Below are 26,041 nucleotides of genomic sequence, written 5' to 3' on the forward strand. Positions count from 1 at the left end.
GTCCTTGACAATGGAATTATGAGAACCAAAAATTGGGACAATGTCAACGCGTCATGCCGCGCTGGCCTTCACCACATCAATGAGAGAAAAGTATGGACGTACGAGCAGCCGTGGCCCTGAAGTCCGGGGCTCCTCTGAGCATAGAGACAGTGCAACTTGCCGGTCCGCGTGCGGGGGAAGTGCTAGTTGAAATCAAGGCTACCGGTGTATGTCATACCGACGCCTTCACGCTGTCGGGCGATGACCCCGAAGGAATGTTTCCGGCCATCCTCGGCCACGAGGGAGCGGGTGTTGTGGTTGAGGTGGGCGATGGCGTTAAGTCGCTCAAGCCTGGCGACCACGTTATTCCGCTTTACACGCCCGAATGTCGTCAGTGCGAGTTCTGTCTGTCGCGCAAGACGAATCTGTGTCAGGCAATTCGCTCGACTCAGGGGCGTGGATTGATGCCCGATGGCACCAGCCGCTTCACGCTGAACGGTGAGCCTGTCCTGCACTACATGGGAACATCGACTTTCGCCAACTACACGGTCGTCCCGGAAATCGCCCTTGCGAAGATCCGGGAAGACGCGCCGTTCGACAAGGTCTGTTACATCGGTTGCGGCGTAACAACCGGCATTGGCGCGGTGCTCTATACGGCAAAAGTTGAGGTCGGATCGAGAGTCATTGTATTTGGCCTTGGCGGCATTGGCTTGAACGTCATTCAGGGCGCGCGACTTGCCGGCGCCGACATGATTGTCGGCGTTGACATTAATCCTGCGCGCAAGGCGCTGGCTGAGAAATTCGGCATGACGCACTTCGTGAATCCGAAGGAAATTGATGGCGACATCGTCCAGTACCTGATCGGCCTGACCGGAGGCGGTGCGGACTATACCTTCGAGTGCGTCGGAAATCCGACGCTGATGCGCCAGGCCTTGGAGGCCTGCCATAAGGGTTGGGGCGTCAGTACTGTGATCGGCGTTGCTGGCGCGGGTCAGGAGATTTCGACTCGCCCGTTCCAGCTCGTGACCGGTCGGGTCTGGAGGGGATCGGCCTTCGGTGGCGCGCGAGGCCGCACGGACGTTCCGAAGATCGTCGATTGGTACATGGAAGGCAAGATCAACATCGATGACCTGATCACGCACGTCATGCCGCTGGAGCGCATCAATGAGGCGTTCGAGCTCATGCGCGAGGGCAAGTCGATCCGCTCCGTCGTCACGTTCTAAGGCATTTCTCCCACCCCAAACGACAAAACAGGAACTCACATGATCAAACTCTACGATTTCGAGTTGTCCGGTAGTTGCTACAAGATCCGCTTGCTGGCCAACATTCTCGGTGTGCAATACGAGGCAGTTTCGGTCGACTTCGTGCGCAAGGAACACAAGACGGAGAAGTACACGGCGCTCAATCCGTTCGGCGAAATACCGATTTTCGAGGACGGTGAGCTGCGTCTGCGTGATGCGCAGGCGATCATGGTCTACCTGGCTAGCAAATACGACAAAAGCGGCACGTGGTATCCCAATACTCCCGAATCGATGGGCCGGATCAATCAATGGCTTTCCACTGGCGGAGGCGAAGTCATGAACGCCGCCGGTGCGCGACTCGTGAAGATCCTGGGCTACCCGCTTGACCTCGAGAAACTTCAGGCTGGTGCCAACCGTGTTTTCGAGATCCTCGACGATCAGCTTGCGAGTCGAGACTGGCTTGAACTGGATCATCCGACCATTGGCGATATCGCGTGCTTTCCCTACACCGCGCTCGCTGGCGAGGGCGGCATCGATCTGAAGCCCTATCCGAACGTGCTCGCATGGATCGAGCGCATGAAGAGGCTTCCGGGATTCATCGCCATGCCCGGTATTTAAGTCAGTGCGCCGCGAGGTCAATGTGCTCCGCCTCGCGGCCAATCAACGTCACCGCGGTTATTTGATCTAGCAGGGCAGTCATGAATCCCGAACTCCTGTCGAGTTTCCAGTGCTTCGACGGCACTCAGAGTGTCTATCGGCATCGTTCCATCGCGTTGCACTGCCACATGCGGTTCGCCATTTACCTTCCGCCAATGTCTGGAATCGAGCGAGTGCCAGCGCTGTTCTGGCTGTCGGGACTCACCTGCACCGAGCAGAACTTCATCACGAAAGCGGGGGCACAGCGTGCCGCAAGTGCCCTCGGGTTAGCCATCATCGCACCCGATACGAGTCCGCGTGGGCCCCGTGTGCCGGATGAGGAGGCATACGATTTCGGGTGCGGTGCCAGCTTCTATGTCGATGCAACGCAGGCACCTTGGTCGGTCAACTACAGGATGTACTCGTACATCGTTGACGAACTGCCACGCCTTATCACTAAGTATCTTCCTGTCGACGCCGCGCGGATCGGCATTGCGGGTCATTCCATGGGCGGGCATGGAGCATTGACCATTGCGCTGAGGAATCCAACCCTGTTCCGCACTGTTTCCGCATTTTCGCCTGTTTCCGCTCCGACTCAATGTGAGTGGGGGAAAAAGGCGTTCTCTGGATACCTCGGGACTAACGAAGTGGAATGGAGAAAGTACGACGCCGTCGAGTTGATAGCCGACCGAGGGTGGCGCGGCCCCGACATCCTCGTCGACCAGGGCGCGGAGGACGAATTCCTGCATTCGCAACTCAAGCCTGAGTTGTTGCAGGGAGCTGCCGAGCGCGCCGATGTGCCGTTGCGGTTGCGCGTACACGCCGGCTACGACCACAGCTACTACTTCGTGTCGACGTTTATCGATGAGCATCTGGGGCATCACGCGCGCCATTTGAGCGCGGGCGGATGAGCGATTAATTGCAACGATATCTCGGGCCGGGGTGGTCCGGCCGAATGTTCCGAAACGGGGTGCATCATGAAGCGTACTCGACTCTCCACCTGGATTCTCGCGGGCCTTGTCACGGGTCTGATTGTTGGGGCGATCGTCCATTCTGCGACCGGATCGACTGAACTCAACAAACAGATCGCTGGCTACCTGTCCATGCTGACGGACGTTTTCCTGCGACTAATCAAGATGATTATTGCACCACTTGTTTTTACGGGTGTCGTCGCGGGTATGGGGCATACCGACAGTCCCGGAGAGGTCGGCCGCATCGGGGGGCGAGCCATTCTTTGGTTCGTGGCTGCGTCGATCCTCTCGCTGGTGCTCGGATTGCTGCTCTCGAATGCACTCGGTCTTGGAATCGGCGTCGAACTGCCGCATAGCGCGACGGGATCGGGCGTTAGCACCGAGGCCTTTAATTTGCGAAACTTCGTTTCTCATCTTGTTCCGCAGAGTATTTTCCTCGCGATGTCTCAGAACGACATCATCGCGATTCTCGTGTTCGCTGTTTTCTTCGGCTTTGCAATTTCGACCCTTCGTGAACGTGAACCGGCCCTTGCTGGGCTGAGTTCGACGATTGAAGGTGCCTTTAAAGTCATGCTGAAGGTGACCGATTACGTAATGCGCTTTGCGCCACTGGGCGTTTTTGCTGCGGTAGCGTCCGTGGTTACTTTGCAGGGTTTGGGGGTGCTCAGCGTCTACGGTAAATTCATTGGCAGCGTCTATGGCGGGATGATTATCTTATGCCTGATTCTGACCGGCATCGGTTTTCTTTTCATCGGCCCGGACGTGTTCCGCCTGTTGGGATTGGTCAAGGAGCCCATGCTAATCGCGTTCTCGACCTCGAGCAGCGAAGCGACCTTTCCGAAGATGCTTGAGCAGCTCGAGAAGTTCGGAATATCGAACAAGATTGCTGCATTCATTCTTCCTCTCGCTTACTCGTTCAATGCAGATGGCTCCATGATGTACCAGGCGTTCGCAACGGTGTTTTTGTTGCAGGCCTACGGCATTCACGTGAGCTTCGTTGGGCAAATCGGGATGCTTTTTGTCATGCTGATTTCAAGCAAGGGTATCGCCGGCGTTCCGCGTGCATCGATCGTGGTAGTAGCTGCCACGCTCCCGCTTTTCGGCGTCCCGGCTGAAGGAATTGTGCTTCTTCTCGCGGCCGACACGTTCGTTGACATGGGGCGAACCGTCACCAACGTAGTTGGAAACAGCATCGCGTCGGCAGTGATTGCCAGATGGGAGCTCCGCCGCGCAAACGACGCCGTACAGGCATCCACCAATCCTGCTCAGATTCACCGGTAGATTTTTTGAAGACAAACACTATGAATGCCGACCAGCTCACTACTATTCGACGCCAATTTCCTGTTACCAAACGCATGTTGTATCTGGACTCTGCGCATCAGACGCCGATGCCCACCAGTGTGCGCGAGGCGCTCGAGGAATTCATTGCAGAAGGCCATCAGATGGCTGGCCCAAAACCTGTCTGGTTGCGTCGTGTGGAACAGGCACGCGCTCGCGTTGCGGCTCTCCTGAATGCGACTTCCAGCGAAATTGCATTTACGAAAAATACTTCGGAGGGCCTGAACATTGCCGCAAACGCAGTGCCGCTGCAGGCTGGCGACAACGTCGTACTGATCGAGGGGGACCATCCAAACAATGCGTACGCATGGTTGAACATGAAACGCAAGGGCATTGAAGTCCGATTCGCGAAACTGCGGGATGGTGAGATTGCCAATGCGCAGACGTTTGCTCCATACATTGACGAGCGGACAAAGGTCGTGACGCTCTCCCACGTGAGCTTTCATGCAGGGCAAGTGCACGACTTGGCCAGCATCGGCAAGTTGTGCAAGGAGCGCGGGGTCTACCTCGTTGTTGACGCGATGCAGTCGGTCGGTGTGATCCCGATCGACGTCAAGGCGCTTGGTGTCTCGGTACTAGCCGCAGGAACGCACAAGGGGCTTCTCGTACCCCAAGGCCTCGGTATTCTCTACGTGGCCGACGGGTTGGATGAACTGCAACCTGCATATCTGGCGATGTCGAGCATGGCGCGTCCGCCTTCCGACTACATCGCTCGGCCAGACGACCTTGATGTGAGAAAAGACGCCGGGCGATTCGAGTTCGGAAATGTCAATCTCCCGGATCTGCATGCACTATCCGCGTCGCTCGAGATGATCGAAGACGTCGGCGTGGCTGCTATCCAGCAACATGTGACGGCGCTGGGAGACTGCCTGATCGAACATCTCGACCGTCTTGGCGTGAGGCTCGTAGGGCCACGCGACCATGGTCAACGCAATCATATCTATGTCCTCGCGCTGCCGGTCGAAACGTGGGCGACCTATTTCGCCCGCAATGACGTGCGTGTGTCACCGGAACGTGGTGGCATCCGCGTCTCGTTTGCATTGTTCAACAGTGCCGACGACGTTGACCGTTTTGCGGAGATCGTTCGCAACGGCCTCAAGGAGGGCTCGCTGGCAAAGTTCGAAAACATGGACTAATGGAAGAGGGCAGCGACGGACCGGTGGAATGGATCGTCATTACCCAATTCGGGCAAGAGCTTGCGGTTCCATGATTAAACGACGCAGGTTCGATTTCAAAATGCTGGATTGGAGGCGGTGGAATTGCGAGTTCGAAGGCGGGATTGTTTTCGATAACTGACGATCATTTATGAATGGGTGCATTGATGAAGAAGATATTTCTTGTGGCTATTTCCCTTGCGATCGCTTGCTTTTCGAGCGTCGCGTCCGCTGAAGATTGGTCGACGATCAGGTTTGGAGTGGATCCAACTTCTCCGCCGTTCGAATCAAAAACGCCGAGTGGCACTCTGATCGGATTTGATATCGATCTTGGAACGGAGATATGTGCGCGTTTGCATGCGAAATGCGTATGGGTGGAAAATGAATTTGATGGTCTGATTCCCGCGCTTGCGGCGAGAAAATTCGATGCTATTCTGTCCTCGATGTCAATGACGGAAAAGCGACGTCAACAAATAGATTTTTCCTCGAGGCTGTATAAGACCCCAAATCGCCTGGTTGTACGAAAAGGTTCAGGTCTGGAGCCGACCCCCACGTCATTAAAGGGAAAAAAAATCGGGGTTCAACAAGGCTCCATCCAGGAGACGTACGCAAAGAAATATTGGGAGCCAGCGGGTGCAATTGTCGTGTCCTATCAGACCCCGGATCAGGTCTACGCCGATTTGATTTCCGGGAGACTTGATGGAGCATTTCAGGACGCGGTGACGACAGAATATGGCCTCCTGAAGACGCAGAATGGAAAGAATTTCGAATTCTCTGGCGGAGACATTTATTCGAGTAACGGGGCGGGGATCGGTTTGAGAAAGAGTGACGTTGATCTGGAAAATAGAATAAATAAAGCTATTGAGGGAATGCTGGCTGATGGGACTTATTCTAGAATCGCAAAGAAGTATTTCGAATTTAATCCATACGGTAGCTGATGATATTCGTGTGCGTTGTGGCAATGCGATGACGTGTGTTCGCCTGCGTAATGAGCTTTCTTGCGACGAGGCGCTGCCGGCTGTCGTTTAAAAATGCGTAGTGACACTTCGCGATGCCGAGTGCGGTGACGGTACTTGATGGCAAAACGTAGAGTACCCTGTGCCGCACGCTTCTGTCTCTACAGAATACTGAAAGGTGGTGAGTATCTATGAAAAAGCATAAATTCCCCTTGGTCTCGCCGGCGGTTGGGACCCAACGCGAGGTGGTGGCCTTGACGTTCGGTAAGCCAGCTGAGAAGAAGGTGTATCTTCAATCATCGTTGCACGCTGACGAGATCCCTGCAATGTTGGTGAGCGTAATGCTCCAGAAACGTCTCCAGGAATTGGAGAGTTCGGGAAAAATCAGAGGAGAGATCACACTTGTACCTGTGGCCAATCCGATCAGCCTGAATCAGCATCTGCTCGGGCAATTTCTCGGCTGTTTCGAGATGAATACGTCCCGAAACTTTAATCGCCAATTCTATCCATTAAGGCACCTGGTGCCCAAGATCGAGCCGCTGCTTTCCAATGACAAGGCGGGAAATATGAATCTAATTCGATCAGTTCTCCGGGAGGGCATCGACCTTGAAGTTCCCAGGACGGAATTCGATTCGCTACAGTTGACGCTTTTGAAGCTGGCCTGTGACGCGGATATCGTCCTGGATCTTCACTGTTCACTCGAGGCTGACGTTCATATCTACACAAATATTTCAGGATGGTCTCAGATAGAGCCTCTTGCCCGATATCTCGGTTCTACCACTCAGCTTTTGGGAAATGAATTCGAAGGGGGCACCTTCGACGAGACGATTGGCAGCTTCTGGTGCGAACTCCGCAATCAATGCGGCATTTCGAAAGCCGTCCCTGACGGTGCGGTAGCTGCTACGGTGGAGCTCAGAGGTGAGCGGGACGTATCTTATGCCTATGCCAGCAAGGACGCGGATGCGATCATAGATTACCTGACGTACCAGGGCGTGATTGAAGGAGAGGTAAAGCCGTTGCCGCCCTTGCCGCACTCGGCGACCTTGTGGGCTTCACGAGAGGAGTACCACGCTCCTCATAGTGGCATAGTCGTTTATCTCGCGAAAGTTGGCATTCTCGTGGATGAGGGGGATCCTCTGTTCGATATTGTTGATCCCTTGGATGAGAAGGTCACCACAGTAAAGAGCAGAACTAGAGGTGTCTTCTACATGCGCCATGCCATCCGGTTTGCAACGGCCGGAGCGGAAATTGGACGGGTAACGGGAAGGCCAGCAGTTTAGCTCAGACGATGCAGTTGGAGACCGAGTATGTTCTTACAAGGCTATGGCCCGATAATTCTTGCGGGCACTTCGCAGACCATCAAGTTGTCACTGTTGTCGCTCACGTTGTCGTTCGTGCTCGGACTGCTCGGCGCGGCAGCGAAATTGTCAAGGAACCGCTTCACATGTGGCCTCAGTACGGCCTACACGACGCTTGTTCGGGGCGTGCCCGATCTCGTGCTGATGCTGCTGCTCTTCTATAGCCTGCAGATCTGGCTAAACCAAGTGACTGACGCGTTGGCCTGGCAACAGATTGACATCGACCCCTTCGGAGCGGGCGTGTTCGTGCTCGGCTTCATCTACGGTGCATATTTCACGGAAACGTTTCGGGGTGCGTTTCTGTCCGTCCCGCGTGGTCAGCTCGAGGCCGGTAGTGCGTACGGCATGTCCGGTTGGCAGGTTTTCTCGCGAATCATGTTTCCTCAAATGATGCGCTTTGCGTTGCCCGGCATTGGAAACAACTGGCAGGTGCTTGTCAAATCGACAGCGCTCGTCTCGATAATTGGGCTAGTCGATGTCGTGAAGGCGTCTCAGGATGCAGGCAAGGGCACTCTGCGATTCTTCTTCTTCACCCTGATCGCGGGAGCGATTTATCTCCTTATTACGACGCTCTCGAATCTTTGTTTGATCTGGCTCGAGAGGCGATATTCGACTGGCGTCCGGAGAGCAGAACTATGATCGAAGTTATTCAGGAGTACTGGCGCAACTATCTATATAGCGATGGATACCGCTTCACGGGCGTTGTTATTACATTGTGGCTCCTCGTCGTTTCGGTAGGAATCGGCTTCGGTCTGTCCGTTCCGCTTGCCGTGGCACGGGTGTCAAAGCGGAAATGGCTCTCCAGAATGGTTTGGCTCTACACATATGCATTCCGTGGCACGCCACTCTACTTGCAACTGCTGCTTTGCTACACGGGGCTCTACAGCCTGCAGGTCATCCGCGGTGAGCCGCTCCTAGACGAGTTCTTCCGGAGCGGGATGAATTGCACGCTGCTCGCATTCGCGCTGAATACCTGCGCGTATACAACCGAGATCTTTGCGCGCGCAATCAAGGCGGCGTCGTTTGGCGAAATCGAAGCCGCGAGAGCGTACGGGATGAGCACGCTTACGATGTATCGGCGGGTGATTCTGCCATCTGCATTGCGTCGCTCTCTGCCCCTATACAGTAACGAGGTAATCGTGATGCTTCACTCGACGTCTGTCGCATTTACAGCAACGGTACCGGACCTCCTTAAGATTGCGCGCGATGTGAATTCGGAAACGTACATGTCATTCGAGGCGTTCGGCACCGCGGCGCTTCTTTACCTGGCGATCTCATTTGCTCTGGTTGGTATGTTCCGTCGCGCCGAGCATCACTGGCTTGCCTATCTTCGCCCACAGGGCACGTGATTTACGAACTACACCATGAACAATCAGATTCACAAGATATTTATCGAAGATCTGCATAAGCAGTACGGTAGCGTCGAAGTGCTGAAGGGCGTTTCACTGCGGGCGAATGCGGGCGACGTGATCAGCGTCATCGGGTCATCCGGATCGGGAAAAAGCACGATGCTTCGTTGTATCAATTTCCTGGAGCAGCCCAACGCGGGACGCATCTTCGTCGACGGTGAGGAAGTGCGAACTCATAGAGACAAGACGGGCACCCTCAAGGCGACGGACACTGGCCAACTGCGCCGTGTGCGCACGAAGCTCGCGATGGTGTTCCAGCACTTCAATCTGTGGGCGCATATGAATGTTCTCGAAAACGTGATGGAAGCGCCGGTGCACGTGTTAGGGCTCTCAAGGCGCGAAGCGGAGGAGCGGGCGCGAGAGTATCTCGAAAAGGTCGGACTAGCCCCGCGCACGGAGAAGCAGTATCCGTCGCATCTCTCGGGAGGGCAGCAGCAGCGGGTCGCGATAGCGCGGGCGCTTGCGATGCATCCAGACGTGATGCTGTTCGACGAGCCGACGTCGGCACTCGACCCGGAGCTCGTCGGCGAAGTGCTGAAGGTTATGCAGAGATTGGCTGGAGAAGGCCGCACGATGATTGTCGTCACGCACGAAATGGGCTTCGCGCGAAACGTATCGAACCACGTGCTGTTCTTGCATCAGGGGCGCGTCGAAGAAGAGGGGGCGCCGGCGGAGGTTTTCGGTAATACGCGGACTGAGCGCCTGAAGCAATTCCTGTCGGGCAGCCTGAAGTAGTCGGCCTTGCAGAAGTTCATGAGGCCTCGCCTGGCTTGGCGATGCAGCTAGTTGGCGGGTAATAGAACTCCCAGAACGAATATCGATCTGATAAAAATTCTGGGAGTTTTGGAGTGGTCGCCAATGAGCACGCCTGATTTCTTTCGTAGCCGTCTGGACGCGATGATTGATTTACGTCACCCGCTTGCCGTGTTGGCAACGAAGATGTCGTGGGCTTCAATCGAAGCGACGCTTGGTCCCCTGTTCGAGCGGCGCTCACGCGATGGACGGGTAAGCGAAGGGCTTGACCTGTTTGGCTCGAACTCGCTGGAATTTGCCGGTGGCGTCAGTGCGGCTGGACGTCCGCGCTTGCCTATGCGGCTGATGGTGGGTCTGCTGTACCTGAAGCACGCCTACAACGAGAGTGACGAAACCGTGTGCGAGCGCTGGGCGCAGGACGTGTACTTCCAGTTCTTCTGTGGCGAGGAGTATTTCCAGCCGCGTCTGCCGTGCGACCCGACCAACCTGGTGCGCTTTCGGCAGGCGCTGGGCGAAGCCGGTGTCGAGGAGCTGCTCGCGGCGACGATCGCGGCTGCGGTGCAGATGAAGGCGGTGACGCCGGTCGAATTCGAGCGCGTGATTGTCGACACCACGGTGCAAGAGAAGGCGATTGCGTATCCGACCGACAGCCGTCTGCTGGAGGTGGCGCGGGCCAGACTCGTTCAGTTGGCGCAACGCGCCGGGTTGGCGTTGAAGCAAACTTACGAGCGTGAGGGCAAGCGGCTGCGGCGCCGCGCAGGCGGCTATGCCCATGCGAAGCAGTTCAAGCGCCTGCGTCGTGTACTCAAACGTCAGCGCACAGTATTGGGACGGTTGCTGCGCGATATCGAACGCAAGCTCTCCGGAGCTTCGGACGAACGGCAGGCACAACTGCGCGTCTGGCTTGAGCGGGCCTGGCGCATTTGCCGCCAACGTCCAAAGGACAAGAACAAGCTCTACGCACTGCATGCGCCTGAAGTTGAATGCATTGGGAAAGGAAAGGCACGCCAGCCCTACGAGTTCGGCGTCAAGGTGAGCCTCGCGATCACGGAGAAACACGGGTTGATCGTCGGTGCCCGGGCGTTCCCCGGCAACCCCTATGACGGCCATACGCTTGCCGAGCAACTCGAACAGAGCTCCATTCTGCTGCAGGATCTGCCCGGTACACCGCAGCCGAAGACCATATTGGTCGATCTCGGGTTTCGCGGCGTCGACGCGGAATTATCGTCAGTACACCTGATTCATCGCGGCAAACACAAGACGCTGACCAGCACGCAGCGTCGCTGGCTCAAGCGACGACAGGCGATTGAACCGATCATCGGCCATGTGAAGCACGACCACGGTATGCGTCGTTGCTGGCTCAAAGGGCAAACCGGCGATGCGCTGCATGCCGTGCTGTGCGCCACGGGCTACAATCTGCGCTGGCTGTTGCGTGCGATTGTTCGCCTGGGTCTGCGGCCCATCTTTTTTATCCTCGCCTGGCTCCATTGGATCGTCAAAGTCCCGTCGCATCCGCTGCTTGCGCACCGGCAATGCTTCCGGCCGCTTAGCCTGCCCGCTCCGACAAAATGTCCCATCGGCGTCGTGCATCAAGCAAACTGAATTTTGCAGGTCCGACGAAGTAAGCTCCGCAGGCTACGCATCACGCCTTGCAAACGCGTCTCGGCCCCCCCGTATTGCACCTCGTGGGGCGTAATCGAGGGGGAGAAAAGAGGTGGGATGCAGTAGTGGTATCCAGTGAGCTGCTGCGATCGCTTCGGCTAGCTCAGGACGAGCATGTTGAAGCTGCGGCTAGAAGCGCTTGCCGCAGTGGCAGAAGATCGCAGATTCAGGAAGCCCGCAATCGCGCTTCCTTAGGACCGTTTAGTGGTAGCACACCGTGGTGACCATGTATCTCGACAAAATCGACGCTCGCATTCTCGACCTGGTGCAACGCAACAATCGCCTGACCACCGAAGAGCTCGGAGGAAAGGTGGGGTTGTCCGCAACAGGGGTCCAGCGTCGACTGAAGCGGCTGCGATCAGACGGGGTAATTGAAGCAGACGTATCAATTGTGTCGCCCAAAGCGATCGGTCGGAATGTGACAATGCTGGTCCTCGTCTCCTTGGAGCGCGAACGAGCCGACATCGTTGATCGCTTCAAGCAGGCGATCTGCAACACGACTGAGGTAATGAGCGGTTTCTACGTTACCGGCGATGCAGACTTTGTTCTGGTGGTGACGGCGAACAATATGGAAGACTATGAGCTCTTTACCAGACGCTTTTTCTACGAAAACGCGGACATAAAGTCGTTCAAGACGATGGTCGTGATGGATCGCGTTAAGGCAGGTTTCACTCTGCCGGTACCGGCAATCGCGGCGGGTTAGCAACTCGATCTGTATCGCTCGTAGTAAGCGCCTTGATGTCGAACGACATCAAGGCGCTGGGTCTTGCGAATGCCCGGATATCTAGACGTGTGCTGACTCCTTCGCCAGTTCGTTTGCAACCTGGATTACGGCCTGCCTGGTAATTCCTACGATATCGTCAATCTCCGGCTTGGTGATAGTTAGTGGAGGCGCGAAACCGAGGATGTCACCGTGCGGCATCGCACGTGCAATCAAACCGCGATCGCGAGCCGCCTTCGACACTCGCGCCCCGACTTTTAGTCGCGGGTCGAAGCGTTGCTTCGTGGCCGGATTTGCAACGAATTCGACGGCCGCCATAAGACCGACACCACGAACCTCACCGACGATCGGCGAATCGCTAAACGCATCCTGCAGAGCCATTTGGAGATATCCGCCGACGGTGGCGGCATTGCCGGGGATGTCCTCGCGTTCAACGATGTCGAGGACTGCGTTTGCTGCGGCCACGCCGATCGGATGGCCAGAGTACGTATAGCCATGCGAGAATGCACCGACCTTCTGTGCACCAGCGTCGAGCACTTCATAAACCTTCTTGCCGACGATACATGCCGACAGCGGTGCATAGGCCGCCGTGAGGCCCTTCGCAACGGTGATCAGGTCAGGTTCGATCGCGTACTTTTGCGACCCGAACATGGCTCCAGTGCGACCGAAACCTGTGATCACTTCGTCCGCGATCAGCAGGACATCGTATTTCGCCAAAACCGGCTGGATCGCTTCCCAGTAGCCTTCCGGCGGAGGCGTGATGCCGCCCGTCCCGAGCACAGGTTCAGCGATGAAGGCGCCGACCGTTTCCGGACCTTCCCGAAGAATCAGATCCTCCAGTTCGCGCGCACGACGAGCCGAGAACTCCAGCTCCGTCTCGCCCAGCTCCGCGCCCCAATAATGGTGAGGCACGCCCGTTCGCAAGATGCCCCGGATCGGCAGGTCCATGTAGTCGTGATAGAAACTCATACCCGTCATCGAGCCGGATACGACCGAACACCCGTGATAGCCGCGCTCACGAGCGATGATCTTCTTTTTCTTCGGCAATCCGCGAAGATTGTTGTAATACCAGACAAGCTTCGCCTGCGTTTCGTTCGCGTCGGAGCCGGAGAGGCCGTAGAACACCTTGCTCATCTTGCCTGGTGCCATCTTGACGAGTCGCTCAGACAGCTTGGCAAGCTCCTCGGTCGTATGTGCGGCGTACGTATGGTAATAGGCGAGTTTGTATGCCTGGCGTGCAATCGCTTCGGCCACTTCCTCGCGGCCGTAACCAATATTGACGCAGTAAAGTCCTGCGAATCCGTCGATATACTCACGGCCTTCGGCGTCGCGAATACGGATTCCTTTGCCGCCTTCAATGATCGTGGGATCTCCGGCTTTCCCGGCGGCGAAGTCGTGAAGCTGTGTGAATGGATGGAGAACCGAGTTGCGATCCATTTCCGAAATCGTTTTGATATCCATAGTCACCTCCTTAATCTTTCAGGTTTCCGAAACAGGTGTACTTCTGTTCCATGTAATCAGCCATGCCGTAGCGCGATCCTTCTCGCCCAAGGCCCGACTGCTTCCAGCCCCCGAAGGGAATCGGCGCGCCCGTGAACTTCGGCGTATTGACGGCCACCATCCCGTATTCCAGGTGATCAGACATACGCATCGCGCGATTCAGGCTGCTCGTGTAGACATACGCAGCAAGGCCGTATTCGGAATTGTTCGCGCGTAACAGGACTTCGGCTTCGGTATCAAACGGCAGGATGGCGGCTACTGGGCCGAACGTCTCCTCGTTCGCAATATCCATGTCGTCTGCCACGTCAGCCAAAATCGTCGGAGGTATGAATTGGTCGCCGAGCGAAGAATAGCCTCCTCCCAATACGACGCGTGCTCCCGCACTGACTGCCTGGCCAATCTGGTCGCGACATTTCGCTGACACGGATCGGCGGGTCATCGGGCCGATATCGGAACTGGGATCCAAGCCATGTCCCACCTTCAGTTCCTTTACTGCGTCTGAAAACCTTTCCACGAATTTCGCGTAGATCGATCGCTGCACATAGATTCTGTTTGCGGCGAGACAATCCTGTCCGGACGTCGCAAACTTGGCGCCCACACAGCCCTTGATCGCGGCGTCAAGAGACGCGTCGTCGAATACGATGAATGGCGCGTGGCCGCCCAGTTCCATCGATACCTTTTTTACAGTTTCCGCTGAATGACGCAGCAGGAGTCGACCCACTTCGGTTGAACCGGTAAAGCTGAAGGAGCGAACTTTGGGCGCTTCAAGAAGGCGCTTTGACAGATCGACCGAATCGCCGTTGATGACCTGAAACACGCCCGCCGGCATGCCCGCTTCATCAGCCAGTTTTGCAATAGCAAGCGCTGATAGCGGTGTTTCGGGTGCGGGCTTGACGATCATTGTGCAACCCGCTGCGAGCGCGGCACCTGCTTTTCGCGTAATCATCGCGATCGGGAAATTCCAAGGCGTAACCGCCGCCGTTACACCGATTGCTTGCCAGGTGACCGACAAGCGGCTAGCCGCAAGGTGACTGGGGATGGTTTCCCCGTATGTGCGCTCACCTTCAGCTGCGAACCAGTCGAGGAAATTTGCCGCGTACTCGACCTCGCTGCGCGATTCTTTGATGGGCTTGCCTTGCTCCGATGTGATGATTACGGAGAGGTCTTCGGAATTGCCCCGCAGCAGCGCAGCCCATCGCCGAAGGATCGCCCCACGCGCTCCTGGCAGAAGTTCTCGCCAGTCTTCGAATGCATCCTGCGCGGCGTCAACCGCGGCGTCCGCTTTGTACCCAGAAAGCATGTCGATCTGGGCAATTACGTCGCCGGTCGCGGGGTCAATAACGCCCATCTTCGCATGGCCTGTTTCCCATGAACCGTTCACATACGACCGGTGTTCGACCAAGTCTGCGCGACTCAGGGAAGCCAGCGCATTTCTTGCCAACTCTTTCACGGTTTTATCCTCACAAGCTCGTCTATTGATTTGAATATCGTAGCTTCGAAGCTCAGCCGAAAAACCGCATTTGGATCGCTCATGCCGTCGAATTTCAGCAATGCTTTCACGGCTACGCAGTTTTTCGATGAGACGATGGATTAACGTTGACATTGTTAATGCGGTATACGGTGTGTGACCGTTCGCGCGGTTTACACCCCAGCCGGCCGTCGAGCTTGGCCGCAGCGAGCCAGCGCGGGACGATACGTCGGGTTTCGGGTATCACGCGATGATTGCCGTATCAATGCTCGCGTATTTCAACATTATACGGATAATGTCAAAATATGATGCCGTGTGCGTTAGATATAGGGCGGTTTACGTTGTATTATTTGGCAAATTCTACGCAAACCACTCCCATGTCCGACGCCCTGCCCGATGAAACCCGCCTGGCCGCTGAAATCGACCGCCTGAAGGCCGAATTCCCGAAGACGCGCGAGCTGTACCGCGAGGTCTGCGCGCTGCTGTTCTTCCGCTTCGGGGTCACACCGACCGCGAACCGGCTTTACCAGCTGGTGAAGCGGGGCAGCATGAGTACGCCGACCCAGGTGCTCGGTGAATTCTGGGCCGAACTGCGCGAGAAAAGCCGGGTGCGCATCGCGCATCCGGATCTGCCCGCCGATCTCGGGGAGGCCGCCGGTGAACTCGTCGCCACCCTCTGGACCCGCGCGAGCGCCGCGGCTGCGGGCTCGCTGGACGTGCTGCGCGACGAGGTCGAACTGCGGCGGATTGAGGCGCAGCAATCGGTCGTCGTCGCCCGTGATGAACTGGGTCGTGTCGAGACCGCGCTTGAGCAGCGCACTGCCGCGCTGCTGGCCGCGCAGGTCGAGGTCCGTGAACTGGACAAGGCTCAGGCCGAGGAGCACGCGGCACGGCAGACGGGCGAGGCCGAGATCGGGCGGCTCAAGGATGAGGTGGTCGCGCGCGACCGCGAACTCACAAAGGTGCGGGAAGGCTTCTCGCGGGATCTGGAGAAGCTGCGCGAGAGCGCGGAGCGCGCCGAAGAGCGCCTGCGTGCGTCGGAAAAGCGGGCGCTGCTGGAGATCGACCGCGAGCGGGGTGCGGCTGCGAAGCTGCAGAAGGAGCTCGATGAGGCGACGAAGCGCGCCGACCGACGCGAGGCGGATCACCGCAGCGTGGTCGAGGGCCTGCAGGCGCAGCTCGGTGACGCACGCCATCAGGGAGGCGTCCTGCAGGGGCGACTCGATGCCGTCGAGGCCGCGAACGTGACGCTGCAGCAACAGCTCGCGGCAGCGCGTGGGGACGATGCCCGCCCAGCCCGTGCGAAGGCCGCGCCTGCTCGCCCAACGGCGGCACCTGCGCTGACGCGTGCCTTGCGGTCGGCGGCCACGCCAGGCCGCTCGCGCAGGGCATCGGCAACACCGGCGTCACCAGCGACGGAAGACAAGCCCGTGGTGCGTCGCAAGCGGGGGTAGGCACGATGGAAGACAGGAACAGCCGCCGGCGGAAAGGCCGCAAAGCCCCGGCCTGCCCGCCGATCAGCGCGCTGATGCGTTATGGCGAACGGATCGTGCGGGTGGTCGCCGAAGCCAGCGGCCAGCGCGTGATCATCGAATCGGTCAACGAGGACGGCCGCGCCTTCCGCAGCACCGTGAAATGGGCTAGCCTGAGCGCTCTTCACGATCAACTTTTCTGAGCGCGATGACCCTACCGCAGACCATGCAGCAGCTCGACATCTTCGCCGACAGTCGGGACGTCATGTTACGCAACGACGTGCTGGAGCAGTTGCAGCGGCGCCATGTGGCCGCCGCGCGCGTTGCACTGGATCTGCTGCGCGTCGAATTTCCGGACGATGGCGCGCTGCCGGCAATGGTCGTGCTGGTTCGCGAACTCGGGCGCGCATCGACAGCGCCGCTCGCTGACCATGTGGCCTTGGCCATCGCGCGCCGGCACCTGGACGACGAGGTGGCGCCCGCCGCCTCACGGGTACTGCCCGCGCACACCGTTCTCGCCTGGCTCGCACCGTGCTGGCGATCGCTGGCCCAGCGGGCCGCGGCCCTGGAATTTCGGGGCGCCGATGCCGACAGCCATGCTGCGCCGCTCTGGCTGCTGGCGGCCGACTGGGTGCTCGCCAGCGAAGCGGTCGAGACCATTGAGTCGTGGTGGCGCATTCCGGCACCGCTCGCGTGGATGACCGAGGCGCGCTACAGAGCGGGTGGGCTGGATGTCGCGTGGCCGCTGCTCGCGGAACTGGCGTGGCTGGCGCCCGCGCGGTTCGCGGCATTGCTGCCCGGACTGGGCGACGCTTCGCTTGACGCGCTACGCCGGCGCTTCGATGCGGAGTTTCCGGGCACGGGCGAGGTGGACGATTACGCCTGGTTTCCGGCATGGCTGCTGGTGGTCAAGCCGGCGCTCGCGGGCCGGCTGGGCGAGGCGCGCGTGCGGCGTGACCAGGCAGCGTCACGCGCGACGGCCCTGCTGGGGGAAATCCTGCGCCGGGAGCAGGAAGGCGACCAGCACGAACTGGTCACTCTGCGTCAAGAACTCAGGCAGTGGCACGCTGGCCTGTTCGGCGCCTACATGGCCACGCGGAAAGTGCAGCACCGATGAGTGCGCCTTCTTTGCCGCTGCCAGATTTACTTCCGGAACGATTCTACTTTTCCTTCGTCGGACGGCGATGCGCCCACCGAGCAGGGAAAAGACCGGGGTGGTGGTCCGGGTCGTTGTGCAATTGCGGCTCCGGTGAGTGGCGGCGGAGCCCGCGATGGTGGGTCTCCAGCGTTTGGGCACTATATCAAAACTACTGAACATTATGGCGGTAATGTCCAGTAGAGGAAATGACAGTAATAAATACGATAGTAAAAATAACGCTGGATATGGCAGAATCGGCGGCATCACACGAACGCACGGAGCGGGCAGGTACATGAACGGGCGGATTGAGGCGAGGCCTGACGGGCGTGCCCGGTTGATGATTGCGACGACAGCGGGGCAGGGCGCCGATGGCTGACCCGTTCGAACTGGTTGCGCTGGCCCTGCCGGCCGACTGCGCGCCCGGGTCGCTGCCGCCGGCAGTGAGGCGGCTGCTCGCGGACTGCTGGCCCGGGATGAGCCGCGCGCAGCTCGTCGCGCGCGCCCGCCGGCATGCGCTTCAGCCGTCGCTGCGCGCCGCAGGGGGCAACCCGGGCGCGAGTGCGCCTGGTGAAACCGGCCACTTCAGCCTGACCGTGACCGTTGATGGGAATGAGGTGCGTCTGGTTGCCCATCTGCGCCGGATCCCGAAACGCCGGCGCCCGGCGCGGCCGGCGAAGACGTCGAAACCGCCGGCACGCGATCTGCGGCAGGGCGCGCTTTTCTGACGGACCCTGGAGGACTGAAAAATGGGCCGACCCCGGATTGAATGGAGCGACGCGCAACTGCTCGCGATCATGAACGGCATCGCGGCGACCGACCGGGATTTTCCGCGCGACAACGCGCGCTTTCTGGATGGACTGGTCGCCGAAGTCCGGGCGATTACCGGCCGCGTGTTTGGCGCCACCACCTACAGCAGGCTGCTGCGCGATGTCGCGCCGCAGGTTGGCGTCCAGCGCCATCCGAGCGCACCGACGCTCCAGCAGGCGATCCTGCGCGCGCAGGCGCTCGCGCCGGTCTCACAGCCGGGCAGTGCGGAGAACCGGCCGGTCGATCTCGAACTGATGCGACAGGCGCTGGCCCCGGTGGTGCGCGAGGCGCTCGCGCCGCTGTACGCGTCCCAGCGCGAGCGGGCCGCCGATCACGGGGCGGTCACGACGCGCGACGCAGGCGGTGAGGGCGAGACCCACCAGCCGGCCCCCGCGCTGCTTCAGGCGGCGCTGGAAGATGCGCATGCGCGGATCCGGCGGCTTGAGCAGGCGAACGCCCAGCTGCACCGCGAACTCGGCGAAGCGCAGGCCGCGCGGGATCTGGCCGGGGAACACGTGAACCGGCTGCTCGGTGAGCTGTACGCGTCGATCGAACGTGCCGGCCTGGGCACGACGACCCTCGCGCAGACGGCCGCACAGCTGGCCGGCACCGAACGCTTCCTCAAGATGCAGAACGATGCCGTCCGGCTGCAGGCGAGCGGCGAGGCGGACGCGCTGCGCGCGCAGAACGGCCAGCTGCGTGAGCGGATTGACCATCTGCTGCTGGAGGTCGATCAGTACCGGCGCACCCTGTCAAGCCGACCGCCCACGAGTCGCTGAGCACGCAGGACGCCGGCGTGCTGCGCGGCCCATCGGGCCTGAACGTGGGTTCCGGCCGGCAGCCCGACGTTCGCGTCATTGACGGTTCGCGATAACTCCAGTTATCAGATGTGGCGGATTTGTGCCGGCGGGCTTTCCCGCCGTGTCGATGTGCGGAGAACACCGGGGAGGGCGGAGCGGTCAGCGGTAATCCGGCGGGACGATGGGCTGCCTGCGATTTGTCTGTCGGCCGTGCGCTGCGGTAGTGTGTGCATGTTTCCTTAACTCCACGGGTAGCAGATGAACAGACAGGAACGGATCGACGCGGTCGCGGCGGCCACCGGCGACAGCAAGACCGCGACCGGCGCGTCGATCGATGCGCTCCTCGCGACCGTGACACGCGCGGTCACCCGTGGTGAGGCGGTCCAGCTGATCGGCTTCGGATCGTTCTCAACGGGTACGCGGGCCGCCAGGGTGGGCCGCAATCCGTCGACCGGCGCAGAGATTCAGATCGCGGCGGCGAAAACGGTGAAGTTCACTGGCGGCAAGGCGTTCAGGGGTTCGGTGAACCGGGTGTGACCCCCTCCGGGATCACGTGAGTGGCCACGTGACCGGGTCAGACGCCAATTGAGAATGTGGTGACTGATGTGATGCCGCTTGAGGGCGATTACAGCGAGACGCTCCGTGACGTGGTGGCGCTGCTCGAGCGTCTGTCGGGCGGCCTGACCTGGCAGTTCGGGCGTAGTTTCGGGCGTAGTAATGGCGAGGACAACCTTGCACTGATGCGGCCGTTCTACCAGAGCTATCCGTCCAGGGAGATTCCCCGATCGACGGTTCGGGATTCGGGGGCGCTGCCGTCGCCTGGAAAAACCGAAACACCGGTTCGGATTTTTTACTCCTCCAGCTGGCCACGCGCTTTCCCCTGTCATGGACGCGCTATGTTCGCCTAATGCGACGGACGCGCTCACCGGAAGAACGGCAGTTCTGCGAAGCCGAAGCCTTGCGCGCGGTGGCTAGAGTGTGCGACAGATCTAGCGCCAGATGGACGGCCAGTTCTACACGCGCACGCTGTTGTCTAAGAACAAGCGCACCATGCTCGAAAAGAAATCCGTCGCGCTACCCACAGACACCCTTCAACGTCTTTTAACGTCTTTAAGAAAAAAACCCAGGCGAGATTTGATGCAAGAGCGCGCAAAACTCGGGCGACCGTGACGGGAGGCGAACGGGCTTATAATCTGCCCAACAGTCACGCGGGGTCTGGCGCGACCGTGCAAATTCCGGGGCCACCGGTTCCTCAACCCATCCAGCAATCGCGTCCTTTGAAACAATCAGTCAAGCCGTTGCTACGGTGGGCCGGAAGTAAGCGAAAGCTCTTGCCTGTACTGCGGCAAGCTGCGCCGGCGCAGTTCTCGCGGTACGTTGAGCCTTTCTGCGGCTCGGCGTGCTTTTATCTTGAACTCGCGCCCAAGCTCGGGCTGCTGGGTGACATCAACTACGAGCTGGTTCACTTTTACAAAAGAGTTCGAGCGCATCCGAACAAAGTCGGCGAGCTGTTTCATTCCATGCCGACGACGGAGCGCTTCTACTACGATTTGCGTGCAGTCGAGCCGACCACCATGGGCGCGAACGACCGTGCCGCAAGGTTCTTGTATCTGAACCGTTTCTGCTTCAATGGGGTCTATCGCACCAACCGCGCAGGAGCGTTCAACGTTCCGAGGGGAGTGCGCGTCGGCGCTCTGCCGTCGCTCGAAGAGATAGCCACGTTTGGACGAACCCTGCGCGGAGCGGAAGTACGTGTGGGTGATTTCGAGTCCACTCTCGCCGAGTGCGGCGCGAAAGACTTCGTCTATCTCGACCCGCCTTACGCAGGACGTGGCGTTCGGAACCGAGGCGAGTATGGTGCCAACTCGTTTGCCGAGGTAGACGTCGTTCGACTTCGCCATTCGCTCGAAATCGCGTCGAACCGCGGCGCTAAAATTCTCGTTTCGTACGGCGACGTGACGGTCGTACGAGAGGCGTTTCGAGACTGGCGGGTCACTGAGCTGACCGTAGGGCGCAATGTATCGGGCTTCCTTCACGGACGTCGAGACGTCCAGGAATTGTTGATTACCAACTACTAGAAGCGATGTTGTCATCGCCAGACGAGGGTAAGCGAGATGTGCGCCATGCTGCGAGTTGCCGTGCTAAGCGATTTGCACTACACCCAGGTGAAGGACCAGTGTCTGCCTCAGGCGGCTTCTGCGGGCGGTCTCGACCCGATGGAAGAGCTCATTAAGCGGTTTCAACCAGAGAACCCGTCGGCCGACATCTTGGTCTGTCCAGGCGATATCACGGATAGAGCTAATCCGGTCGCCTTCGCAGCTGGCTGGAGGCAGTTGAACCGGCTCGGCACTGCACTTGGCGTCAAGCGATCCCTCGCGGCGACGGGAAACCACGAAGTTCAATCGCGTTTGAAAGGCGACCCGGTGGCTCCGGGAAATGCCGAACACGCAATCGACCCTGTGGAGTGCCTCGTCAACACCCCAGGGTATCCAACGGACTTTCCTCTGCCGCATCAGAAGTGGGTTTATTGGGGGCGGGGCTACGAGATCCTGTGTGACGAGACGTCCGTGGTCGTCATCGTGAACAGCTGTCACTACCACGTGACGTTGCAGGATAACGAATTCGAACGCGGCCGAATCAGCGATGCCGCGCTCGAAAACCTGCAGCAGGACTTGAAGAAACTGGCGACGGACCGCCCATTTCGGTTGTTGGTGGTGCATCATCCGCCTTTGCCGCACGAAGAGACGGGACTGGACCTCGGTCGTACGCCCATGCACAACGGTCCGGCGTTGATGAAGGCGTTGCGCGCCACTGGTTTGGATTGGCTCGTCATTCACGGACACAAGCACCATCATCGGCTCGTTCGAGCAGATGGGGAGGTGTTTCAACCCTTCGTCTTCGGAGCTGCCAGTTTCGGCGCGATGCTGCGCGGCGACATGGCGCGGCGAACGCGCAATCAGTTCTACATCATCACGCTCGAAACCACCAAGGACGCCCTTGACGCCGACTGCCTGTCAGGCAGCATTCAAGCGCTCCATTGGTCGAATAGTGGCTGGGAAGAAACTACAGACATATCTTGGGGTCTTCCGAATGGGTGCGGCTTCACTTCGCAGACCGTGGACCTCTCGGCGCTCGCCGTGGGCATGCGAAATCTCTTGCAAACGTTGGACGGCCAATTTCTCGAGTGGCCGGAGGTGGTCACGCAGCTTCCGCAATTGCGTTTCCTGATGCCGGAGCAGGTCATCGCGCTCAAGGGCATGATGCGTCGGGCGAGCATCAATTTCCTCGACGGCGATAACCTCTTCCCTTCCCAGCTTTCAATGTCTGCGTCATGAGCGAAGCCACCAAACTCCTGAATGATGCCTTCAATGCGCGCTACCTGACTCCCGCGCAGGTTGCTGAAGACTTCATCGCACCGCCGGGGTTCTTGCGACTACTTGGACTGGACCATTGCTTAATGGTTGGTCCGCGAGGAAGCGGCAAGACTACTCTTTTGAAGATGCTTCAACTCGAAGCTCTTCAGAAGTGGTTGCCCACGCATCGAGAGAACCGCCGGGAGTACGCGGGCTTTATTGGCATCTTTGTCCCAGCGGACGTTCGCTGGTCCATGCAACTTGACTTTCATACCCGTGGAATTGCGGCCGAGGCTGGCCGAATTGCGCTCCAAACATCGGCTTTCTGTCATGCCGTGTGCTTGGCATTGTTGGAGACATTGGAAAATTGTATCTCCGTCGCACGGACCGGGTCCGATTTACAGATTTATTCAGCATTCGCGTTTGACCGGAAAGCAGAATCTGAATTGGTCAATTCGCTTGCGAAGCTATGGCGAATGGAAGTCGAAGTGCCGTCGCTGCTAGGGCTGCGTCAAGCGTTACGTTTTAGTCAAACAGATTTGCCGATATTGGCAGCGAGACTCGTTAGCGGAGAGTCGTTAGCGTCAGTTGTAGCTGCACAGCCTTTTATTGGAATGGCTTGGCTGGATGCACTTGTAGCGGCATTGGATACAATCAATGAAAAGATCGGGAGCAAAACTCAACGATGGGCTCTTCTATTGGACGAGCTTGAGATTGTTCCGGAGACGTTGCTGCGAAGCATCTTGATGCCACTTAGGTCGTCATCTCCAAACCTCATTTTCAAGCTCGCGCTGAGTCCAAGCGGCGCAGGGGCGATGGTGCTTTCGAATGTCGAGCAGTACGGCCCTACGCACGGCAACGACTTCAAAACAATCACGCTTGGCTATGCCGAGAAGTCTCAAACGAGGCGATTCTCCGCGCAGCTTATGGCGTCCGCTTTGACGCGCAAAGGTATCTCAGCTTCAGCTGACGACTTGCTATCAGTGATGGGGCCTTCTATCTTCCAGCCCGCGCTCGAAGTAGCGGATGAGGGAACGCAGAGTCGAGCGGTACTTGCTCGGCAGAAAGTATTTCAAGAGCTTGCTGCTAAAGACGAGTCGTTTGCAAATGCGTTGAATAAAAAGGGCATCGACCCTGCGAATCTGAGTTTTAAAGAGAACGATAAGCGGGCTTGGTTTGTTCGAAAAATATATCCGCTTGTGGTCTTTCGCAATCACTATCGACGAAACGCAGGTGACGACGGAAGAGTCATAGCACGAGGTGCCGTTGGAATGCAGCTTTACTCGGGCTACCCAGTTCTGCTTGATTTAACCGAAGGAAATCCTCGTTGGGTTTTGAATCTTGCCGACGAACTAGCTGCTGAGGCGGAGAAGCGAGAGAAGGACATTAAGGCGGTGGGTGTTCAATCCGGTGCTATTGAGACGTTCTATGAACGCTTTGCGTCGTTGCTGCGTGTATATCCTATTGAACAACCGCTATCTCGCCGACCGACCACACTTTTTGACTTTGTAGAACGACTTGGGACTTACCTGTCGTCCAAACTCTTGGAAGACGCCTTCTCTGCTGATCCCTCGCTCTCATTCACGATTGACCAAGCAGCCTATGAGAGCCACGGGAGATTTATCGAGACATGCGTCCAACTAGGAGTCTTTATTCTCATGACTGCGGGAGCCACGGACGATGGTCCGCCAGATTTAGGTGCGGGAGGCTTAGTAGGCAAGCGAGTTCGCCTGTGTCATCGACTGGCGCCAAAATTCCGACTTCCGGTGCATTCAACGCGGTCAATTGCCATGAGTTCAGCACTGTCGGCAAACGTCGATGTTTCACGTTCCGATTCGAGACCACAAGTGAAGAACGTCGATGTCGAGCGGCCATCGGACGATAGTCAGTCATCACTGTTCTAGCCATGACAATTCAACTATTCCAAAATATTCGAGTTCCGGAAGACCTCCCCGCTGCGGCGGACTTGATAGTGGCGTCGCTATCCGTAGAGAGCAGGTGCACCAACGTCTTTGGAAAGGCGTCTCTCAGTGCGCGCACTCGCCTTGCAATCGTGGAGCACGAATCTCCGTTGCCATCCTTCGCGGAGAGCGAGAGCTGTCTGCAGAACCTGGATTTCGCTAAGGTCAATGAGACTGTCTTGGAGGCCGCCCTCGAAGCGAGCATTGCATCGTTGGAGAAGGCTAGCTTGGATGCAATTGTCGACATCTCATGCATGTCGAGAGAAGTCATGGCGCGCCTTTTCGCGTGGTTCTTGAAGCTGACTCCAAGTATTGAGCTGAACTTGTACGTCTGCTATTCGCTGGCTGAATTTTCTGCCCCTCCTACCGATTTTCCGCCCAACGAATATATCGCTCCCGTAGCAAGCAGATTCGCTGGCTGGCCCTCCGCGTCGCAGCCGACAAGCCTTGTCGTGGGACTGGGTTACGAGCCTCATAAGGCTGAAGGCGCGGCTGAGTTTTTGGACGCGAGCGAACAATGGCTCTTCGTTCCAAATTCACCTATCCGGGAGTTTCGCGATGCCGTCGAGCAGAACAATGAAGGACTTGTGGAACGCGCGAGAAGGTCAAATCGCTTAGTCGAATATCAATTGGATGACCCCGCCGGAACGTACGGACAACTGGAGCTTCTTGTTTCGGACTTATCACGCCGTTCGAATCCTGTGCTACTCCCGTTTGGGCCGAAGATGTTTTTCACTTTGAGTCTGCTTCAAAGCTATGAACATGCACAGGCCGGGGTTTGGGCTGTTTCAGGCGAGAGGACAGCGCCGGCGGTCGACCGACGAGCGTCTGGGTGCGTCATCGGTTTCCAAGCCAAGTTTCAATAGGCGGGCGAGACGCCATCATTCGCCGTCACTGGGGTTATCGTCCCGTTCGGGCTAAATCTGGCGATACCATCGCGCAAGGCCGCTCGCAGCAAGGCCCTGCGCGTCGGAAACTGGCTAAGAAAACTGAGATTGCTCGAGTCATTGAACAGGAACGGCTTTCACGATCAAAGCGCCAGGTTTGGCACGGAAGGGCCGAATACCCCTGCTTTGCTTGAGGCAGTGCCCCAACTGCAGGGCTGGTACACGTATCGGGAAAAGATGCGGCGAGGCTTCGTACGTATGCAGGCGGAAGCCTCAGGCATCGAGCTTAATGGCGAAGTCCCGCTGCAACGGCAGCGCATGCATGTGCCTGCGAAACATGCGGAGCGGTTACCAAGAGGCGCGCGTACCGAGCAACGTCCGTCTACGCGATGATCGGAAGAAATGAAAGCGCGTAGTGCGACCGTTCGGGCAATCGGCCGCACTGAGACATTACCCCCAAACCGCTTTCGGTGTAAA

General features: G+C 58.3%; 25 protein-coding genes. 23 read left to right on the top strand and 2 right to left on the bottom strand.

The window, feature by feature from the left end; translation table 11 throughout:
• The first annotated feature begins 92 nt into the window (after window positions 1-92).
• The 12 genes from B0G81_RS42835 (at window position 93) to B0G81_RS42890 (ending at window position 12,160) form a co-directional block, all read left to right on the top strand.
• On the top strand, window positions 93-1,202 hold the full coding sequence (locus B0G81_RS42835) for an S-(hydroxymethyl)glutathione dehydrogenase/class III alcohol dehydrogenase (RefSeq protein ID WP_134144006.1): 1,110 nt from the start codon (window positions 93-95) through the stop codon (window positions 1,200-1,202).
• 39 nt (window positions 1,203-1,241) lie between these two features.
• Entirely contained in the window at window positions 1,242-1,838 is a 597-nt protein-coding gene (locus B0G81_RS42840; RefSeq protein ID WP_134144007.1) for a glutathione S-transferase, read from the top strand.
• Window positions 1,839-1,918: 80 nt separating this feature from the next.
• A complete protein-coding gene (fghA, locus tag B0G81_RS42845; RefSeq protein ID WP_134144008.1) occupies window positions 1,919-2,767 on the top strand; it encodes an S-formylglutathione hydrolase in 849 nt (282 codons plus the stop codon).
• Between the two features lie 66 nt (window positions 2,768-2,833).
• Window positions 2,834-4,108 (top strand): dicarboxylate/amino acid:cation symporter, encoded by a 1,275-nt coding sequence (locus B0G81_RS42850; RefSeq protein ID WP_134144009.1) that lies wholly within the window; start codon window positions 2,834-2,836, stop codon window positions 4,106-4,108.
• Window positions 4,109-4,128: 20 nt separating this feature from the next.
• A complete protein-coding gene (locus B0G81_RS42855; protein WP_134144010.1) occupies window positions 4,129-5,301 on the top strand; it encodes an aminotransferase class V-fold PLP-dependent enzyme in 1,173 nt (390 codons plus the stop codon).
• Window positions 5,302-5,486: 185 nt separating this feature from the next.
• Entirely contained in the window at window positions 5,487-6,257 is a 771-nt protein-coding gene (locus B0G81_RS42860) for an ABC transporter substrate-binding protein (RefSeq protein ID WP_134144114.1), read from the top strand.
• Window positions 6,258-6,466: 209 nt separating this feature from the next.
• Entirely contained in the window at window positions 6,467-7,555 is a 1,089-nt protein-coding gene (locus B0G81_RS42865; RefSeq protein ID WP_134144011.1) for a succinylglutamate desuccinylase/aspartoacylase family protein, read from the top strand.
• A 27-nt stretch (window positions 7,556-7,582) separates the two neighbouring features.
• On the top strand, window positions 7,583-8,272 hold the full coding sequence (gene hisQ / locus B0G81_RS42870) for a histidine ABC transporter permease HisQ (protein ID WP_134144012.1): 690 nt from the start codon (window positions 7,583-7,585) through the stop codon (window positions 8,270-8,272).
• Entirely contained in the window at window positions 8,269-8,982 is a 714-nt protein-coding gene (locus B0G81_RS42875) for an ABC transporter permease (protein WP_134144013.1), read from the top strand. The genes hisQ and B0G81_RS42875 overlap by 4 nt, the downstream gene beginning before the upstream one ends.
• A 15-nt stretch (window positions 8,983-8,997) precedes the next feature.
• Window positions 8,998-9,777 carry an ATP-binding cassette domain-containing protein gene (locus tag B0G81_RS42880; protein WP_134144014.1) on the top strand — a complete coding sequence of 260 codons (780 nt, stop codon included), beginning with the start codon at window positions 8,998-9,000 and terminating at the stop codon, window positions 9,775-9,777.
• Window positions 9,778-9,900: 123 nt separating this feature from the next.
• Entirely contained in the window at window positions 9,901-11,397 is a 1,497-nt protein-coding gene (locus B0G81_RS42885) for an IS5 family transposase (RefSeq protein ID WP_243856640.1), read from the top strand.
• Between the two features lie 286 nt (window positions 11,398-11,683).
• Entirely contained in the window at window positions 11,684-12,160 is a 477-nt protein-coding gene (locus B0G81_RS42890; RefSeq protein ID WP_134144015.1) for an Lrp/AsnC family transcriptional regulator, read from the top strand.
• An 81-nt stretch (window positions 12,161-12,241) separates the two neighbouring features.
• Here the strand turns inward: B0G81_RS42890 and B0G81_RS42895 are convergent, their stop codons facing one another.
• Together B0G81_RS42895 and B0G81_RS42900 are read right to left on the bottom strand one after the other, a co-directional pair.
• A complete protein-coding gene (locus B0G81_RS42895; RefSeq protein ID WP_208328659.1) occupies window positions 12,242-13,639 on the bottom strand; it encodes an aminotransferase in 1,398 nt (465 codons plus the stop codon).
• Window positions 13,640-13,649: 10 nt separating this feature from the next.
• Window positions 13,650-15,281 (bottom strand): NAD-dependent succinate-semialdehyde dehydrogenase, encoded by a 1,632-nt coding sequence (locus B0G81_RS42900; protein WP_243856938.1) that lies wholly within the window; start codon window positions 15,279-15,281, stop codon window positions 13,650-13,652.
• Window positions 15,282-15,523: 242 nt separating this feature from the next.
• Between B0G81_RS42900 and B0G81_RS42905 the strand changes: the two genes are divergently transcribed.
• The 11 genes from B0G81_RS42905 (at window position 15,524) to B0G81_RS42955 (ending at window position 25,543) form a co-directional block, all read left to right on the top strand.
• Window positions 15,524-16,600 (top strand): DNA-binding protein, encoded by a 1,077-nt coding sequence (locus tag B0G81_RS42905; RefSeq protein WP_134144017.1) that lies wholly within the window; start codon window positions 15,524-15,526, stop codon window positions 16,598-16,600.
• Between the two features lie 5 nt (window positions 16,601-16,605).
• On the top strand, window positions 16,606-16,821 hold the full coding sequence (locus B0G81_RS42910) for a hypothetical protein (RefSeq protein ID WP_121325512.1): 216 nt from the start codon (window positions 16,606-16,608) through the stop codon (window positions 16,819-16,821).
• A gap of 23 nt (window positions 16,822-16,844) precedes the next feature.
• A complete protein-coding gene (locus B0G81_RS42915; RefSeq protein WP_243856939.1) occupies window positions 16,845-17,735 on the top strand; it encodes a hypothetical protein in 891 nt (296 codons plus the stop codon).
• Between the two features lie 389 nt (window positions 17,736-18,124).
• Window positions 18,125-18,481 (top strand): hypothetical protein, encoded by a 357-nt coding sequence (locus B0G81_RS42920; RefSeq protein ID WP_134144019.1) that lies wholly within the window; start codon window positions 18,125-18,127, stop codon window positions 18,479-18,481.
• 21 nt (window positions 18,482-18,502) lie between these two features.
• Window positions 18,503-19,342: a hypothetical protein gene (locus B0G81_RS42925; RefSeq protein ID WP_134144020.1), complete on the top strand. Its 840-nt coding sequence runs from the start codon at window positions 18,503-18,505 to the stop codon at window positions 19,340-19,342.
• A 279-nt stretch (window positions 19,343-19,621) separates the two neighbouring features.
• Window positions 19,622-19,900, top strand: coding sequence for an HU family DNA-binding protein (locus tag B0G81_RS42930; RefSeq protein ID WP_134144021.1), 279 nt, complete (start codon window positions 19,622-19,624; stop codon window positions 19,898-19,900).
• Window positions 19,901-19,959: 59 nt separating this feature from the next.
• The gene (locus B0G81_RS42935) at window positions 19,960-20,271 is read left to right on the top strand and encodes a hypothetical protein (RefSeq protein ID WP_134144022.1); all 312 of its coding nucleotides are present in this window, start codon (window positions 19,960-19,962) and stop codon (window positions 20,269-20,271) included.
• Between the two features lie 369 nt (window positions 20,272-20,640).
• Window positions 20,641-21,441, top strand: coding sequence for a Dam family site-specific DNA-(adenine-N6)-methyltransferase (locus tag B0G81_RS42940; RefSeq protein WP_166679225.1), 801 nt, complete (start codon window positions 20,641-20,643; stop codon window positions 21,439-21,441).
• A 45-nt stretch (window positions 21,442-21,486) separates the two neighbouring features.
• Entirely contained in the window at window positions 21,487-22,698 is a 1,212-nt protein-coding gene (locus B0G81_RS42945; RefSeq protein WP_166679226.1) for a metallophosphoesterase, read from the top strand.
• A complete protein-coding gene (locus B0G81_RS42950) occupies window positions 22,695-24,620 on the top strand; it encodes a hypothetical protein (RefSeq protein ID WP_134144025.1) in 1,926 nt (641 codons plus the stop codon). The genes B0G81_RS42945 and B0G81_RS42950 overlap by 4 nt, the downstream gene beginning before the upstream one ends.
• Before the next feature lie 2 nt (window positions 24,621-24,622).
• Entirely contained in the window at window positions 24,623-25,543 is a 921-nt protein-coding gene (locus tag B0G81_RS42955) for a hypothetical protein (RefSeq protein ID WP_166679227.1), read from the top strand.
• Window positions 25,544-26,041: the final 498 nt, after the last annotated feature.

Origin of the sequence: Paraburkholderia sp. BL6665CI2N2, from assembly GCF_004366535.1 — a bacterium.
Classification (GTDB): Bacteria; Pseudomonadota; Gammaproteobacteria; order Burkholderiales; family Burkholderiaceae; genus Paraburkholderia.

Coding starts and splice junctions, on each gene's coding strand:
- B0G81_RS42835 (WP_134144006.1), top strand. CDS start 93: ATGGACGTACGAGCAGCCGTGGCCCTGAAGTCCGGGGCTCCTCTGAGC.
- B0G81_RS42840 (WP_134144007.1), top strand. CDS start 1,242: ATGATCAAACTCTACGATTTCGAGTTGTCCGGTAGTTGCTACAAGATC.
- fghA (WP_134144008.1), top strand. CDS start 1,919: ATGAATCCCGAACTCCTGTCGAGTTTCCAGTGCTTCGACGGCACTCAG.
- B0G81_RS42850 (WP_134144009.1), top strand. CDS start 2,834: ATGAAGCGTACTCGACTCTCCACCTGGATTCTCGCGGGCCTTGTCACG.
- B0G81_RS42855 (WP_134144010.1), top strand. CDS start 4,129: ATGAATGCCGACCAGCTCACTACTATTCGACGCCAATTTCCTGTTACC.
- B0G81_RS42860 (WP_134144114.1), top strand. CDS start 5,487: ATGAAGAAGATATTTCTTGTGGCTATTTCCCTTGCGATCGCTTGCTTT.
- B0G81_RS42865 (WP_134144011.1), top strand. CDS start 6,467: ATGAAAAAGCATAAATTCCCCTTGGTCTCGCCGGCGGTTGGGACCCAA.
- hisQ (WP_134144012.1), top strand. CDS start 7,583: ATGTTCTTACAAGGCTATGGCCCGATAATTCTTGCGGGCACTTCGCAG.
- B0G81_RS42875 (WP_134144013.1), top strand. CDS start 8,269: ATGATCGAAGTTATTCAGGAGTACTGGCGCAACTATCTATATAGCGAT.
- B0G81_RS42880 (WP_134144014.1), top strand. CDS start 8,998: ATGAACAATCAGATTCACAAGATATTTATCGAAGATCTGCATAAGCAG.
- B0G81_RS42885 (WP_243856640.1), top strand. CDS start 9,901: ATGAGCACGCCTGATTTCTTTCGTAGCCGTCTGGACGCGATGATTGAT.
- B0G81_RS42890 (WP_134144015.1), top strand. CDS start 11,684: ATGTATCTCGACAAAATCGACGCTCGCATTCTCGACCTGGTGCAACGC.
- B0G81_RS42895 (WP_208328659.1), bottom strand. CDS start 13,639: ATGGATATCAAAACGATTTCGGAAATGGATCGCAACTCGGTTCTCCAT.
- B0G81_RS42900 (WP_243856938.1), bottom strand. CDS start 15,281: ATGTCAACGTTAATCCATCGTCTCATCGAAAAACTGCGTAGCCGTGAA.
- B0G81_RS42905 (WP_134144017.1), top strand. CDS start 15,524: ATGTCCGACGCCCTGCCCGATGAAACCCGCCTGGCCGCTGAAATCGAC.
- B0G81_RS42910 (WP_121325512.1), top strand. CDS start 16,606: ATGGAAGACAGGAACAGCCGCCGGCGGAAAGGCCGCAAAGCCCCGGCC.
- B0G81_RS42915 (WP_243856939.1), top strand. CDS start 16,845: ATGCAGCAGCTCGACATCTTCGCCGACAGTCGGGACGTCATGTTACGC.
- B0G81_RS42920 (WP_134144019.1), top strand. CDS start 18,125: ATGGCTGACCCGTTCGAACTGGTTGCGCTGGCCCTGCCGGCCGACTGC.
- B0G81_RS42925 (WP_134144020.1), top strand. CDS start 18,503: ATGGGCCGACCCCGGATTGAATGGAGCGACGCGCAACTGCTCGCGATC.
- B0G81_RS42930 (WP_134144021.1), top strand. CDS start 19,622: ATGAACAGACAGGAACGGATCGACGCGGTCGCGGCGGCCACCGGCGAC.
- B0G81_RS42945 (WP_166679226.1), top strand. CDS start 21,487: ATGCTGCGAGTTGCCGTGCTAAGCGATTTGCACTACACCCAGGTGAAG.
- B0G81_RS42950 (WP_134144025.1), top strand. CDS start 22,695: ATGAGCGAAGCCACCAAACTCCTGAATGATGCCTTCAATGCGCGCTAC.
- B0G81_RS42955 (WP_166679227.1), top strand. CDS start 24,623: ATGACAATTCAACTATTCCAAAATATTCGAGTTCCGGAAGACCTCCCC.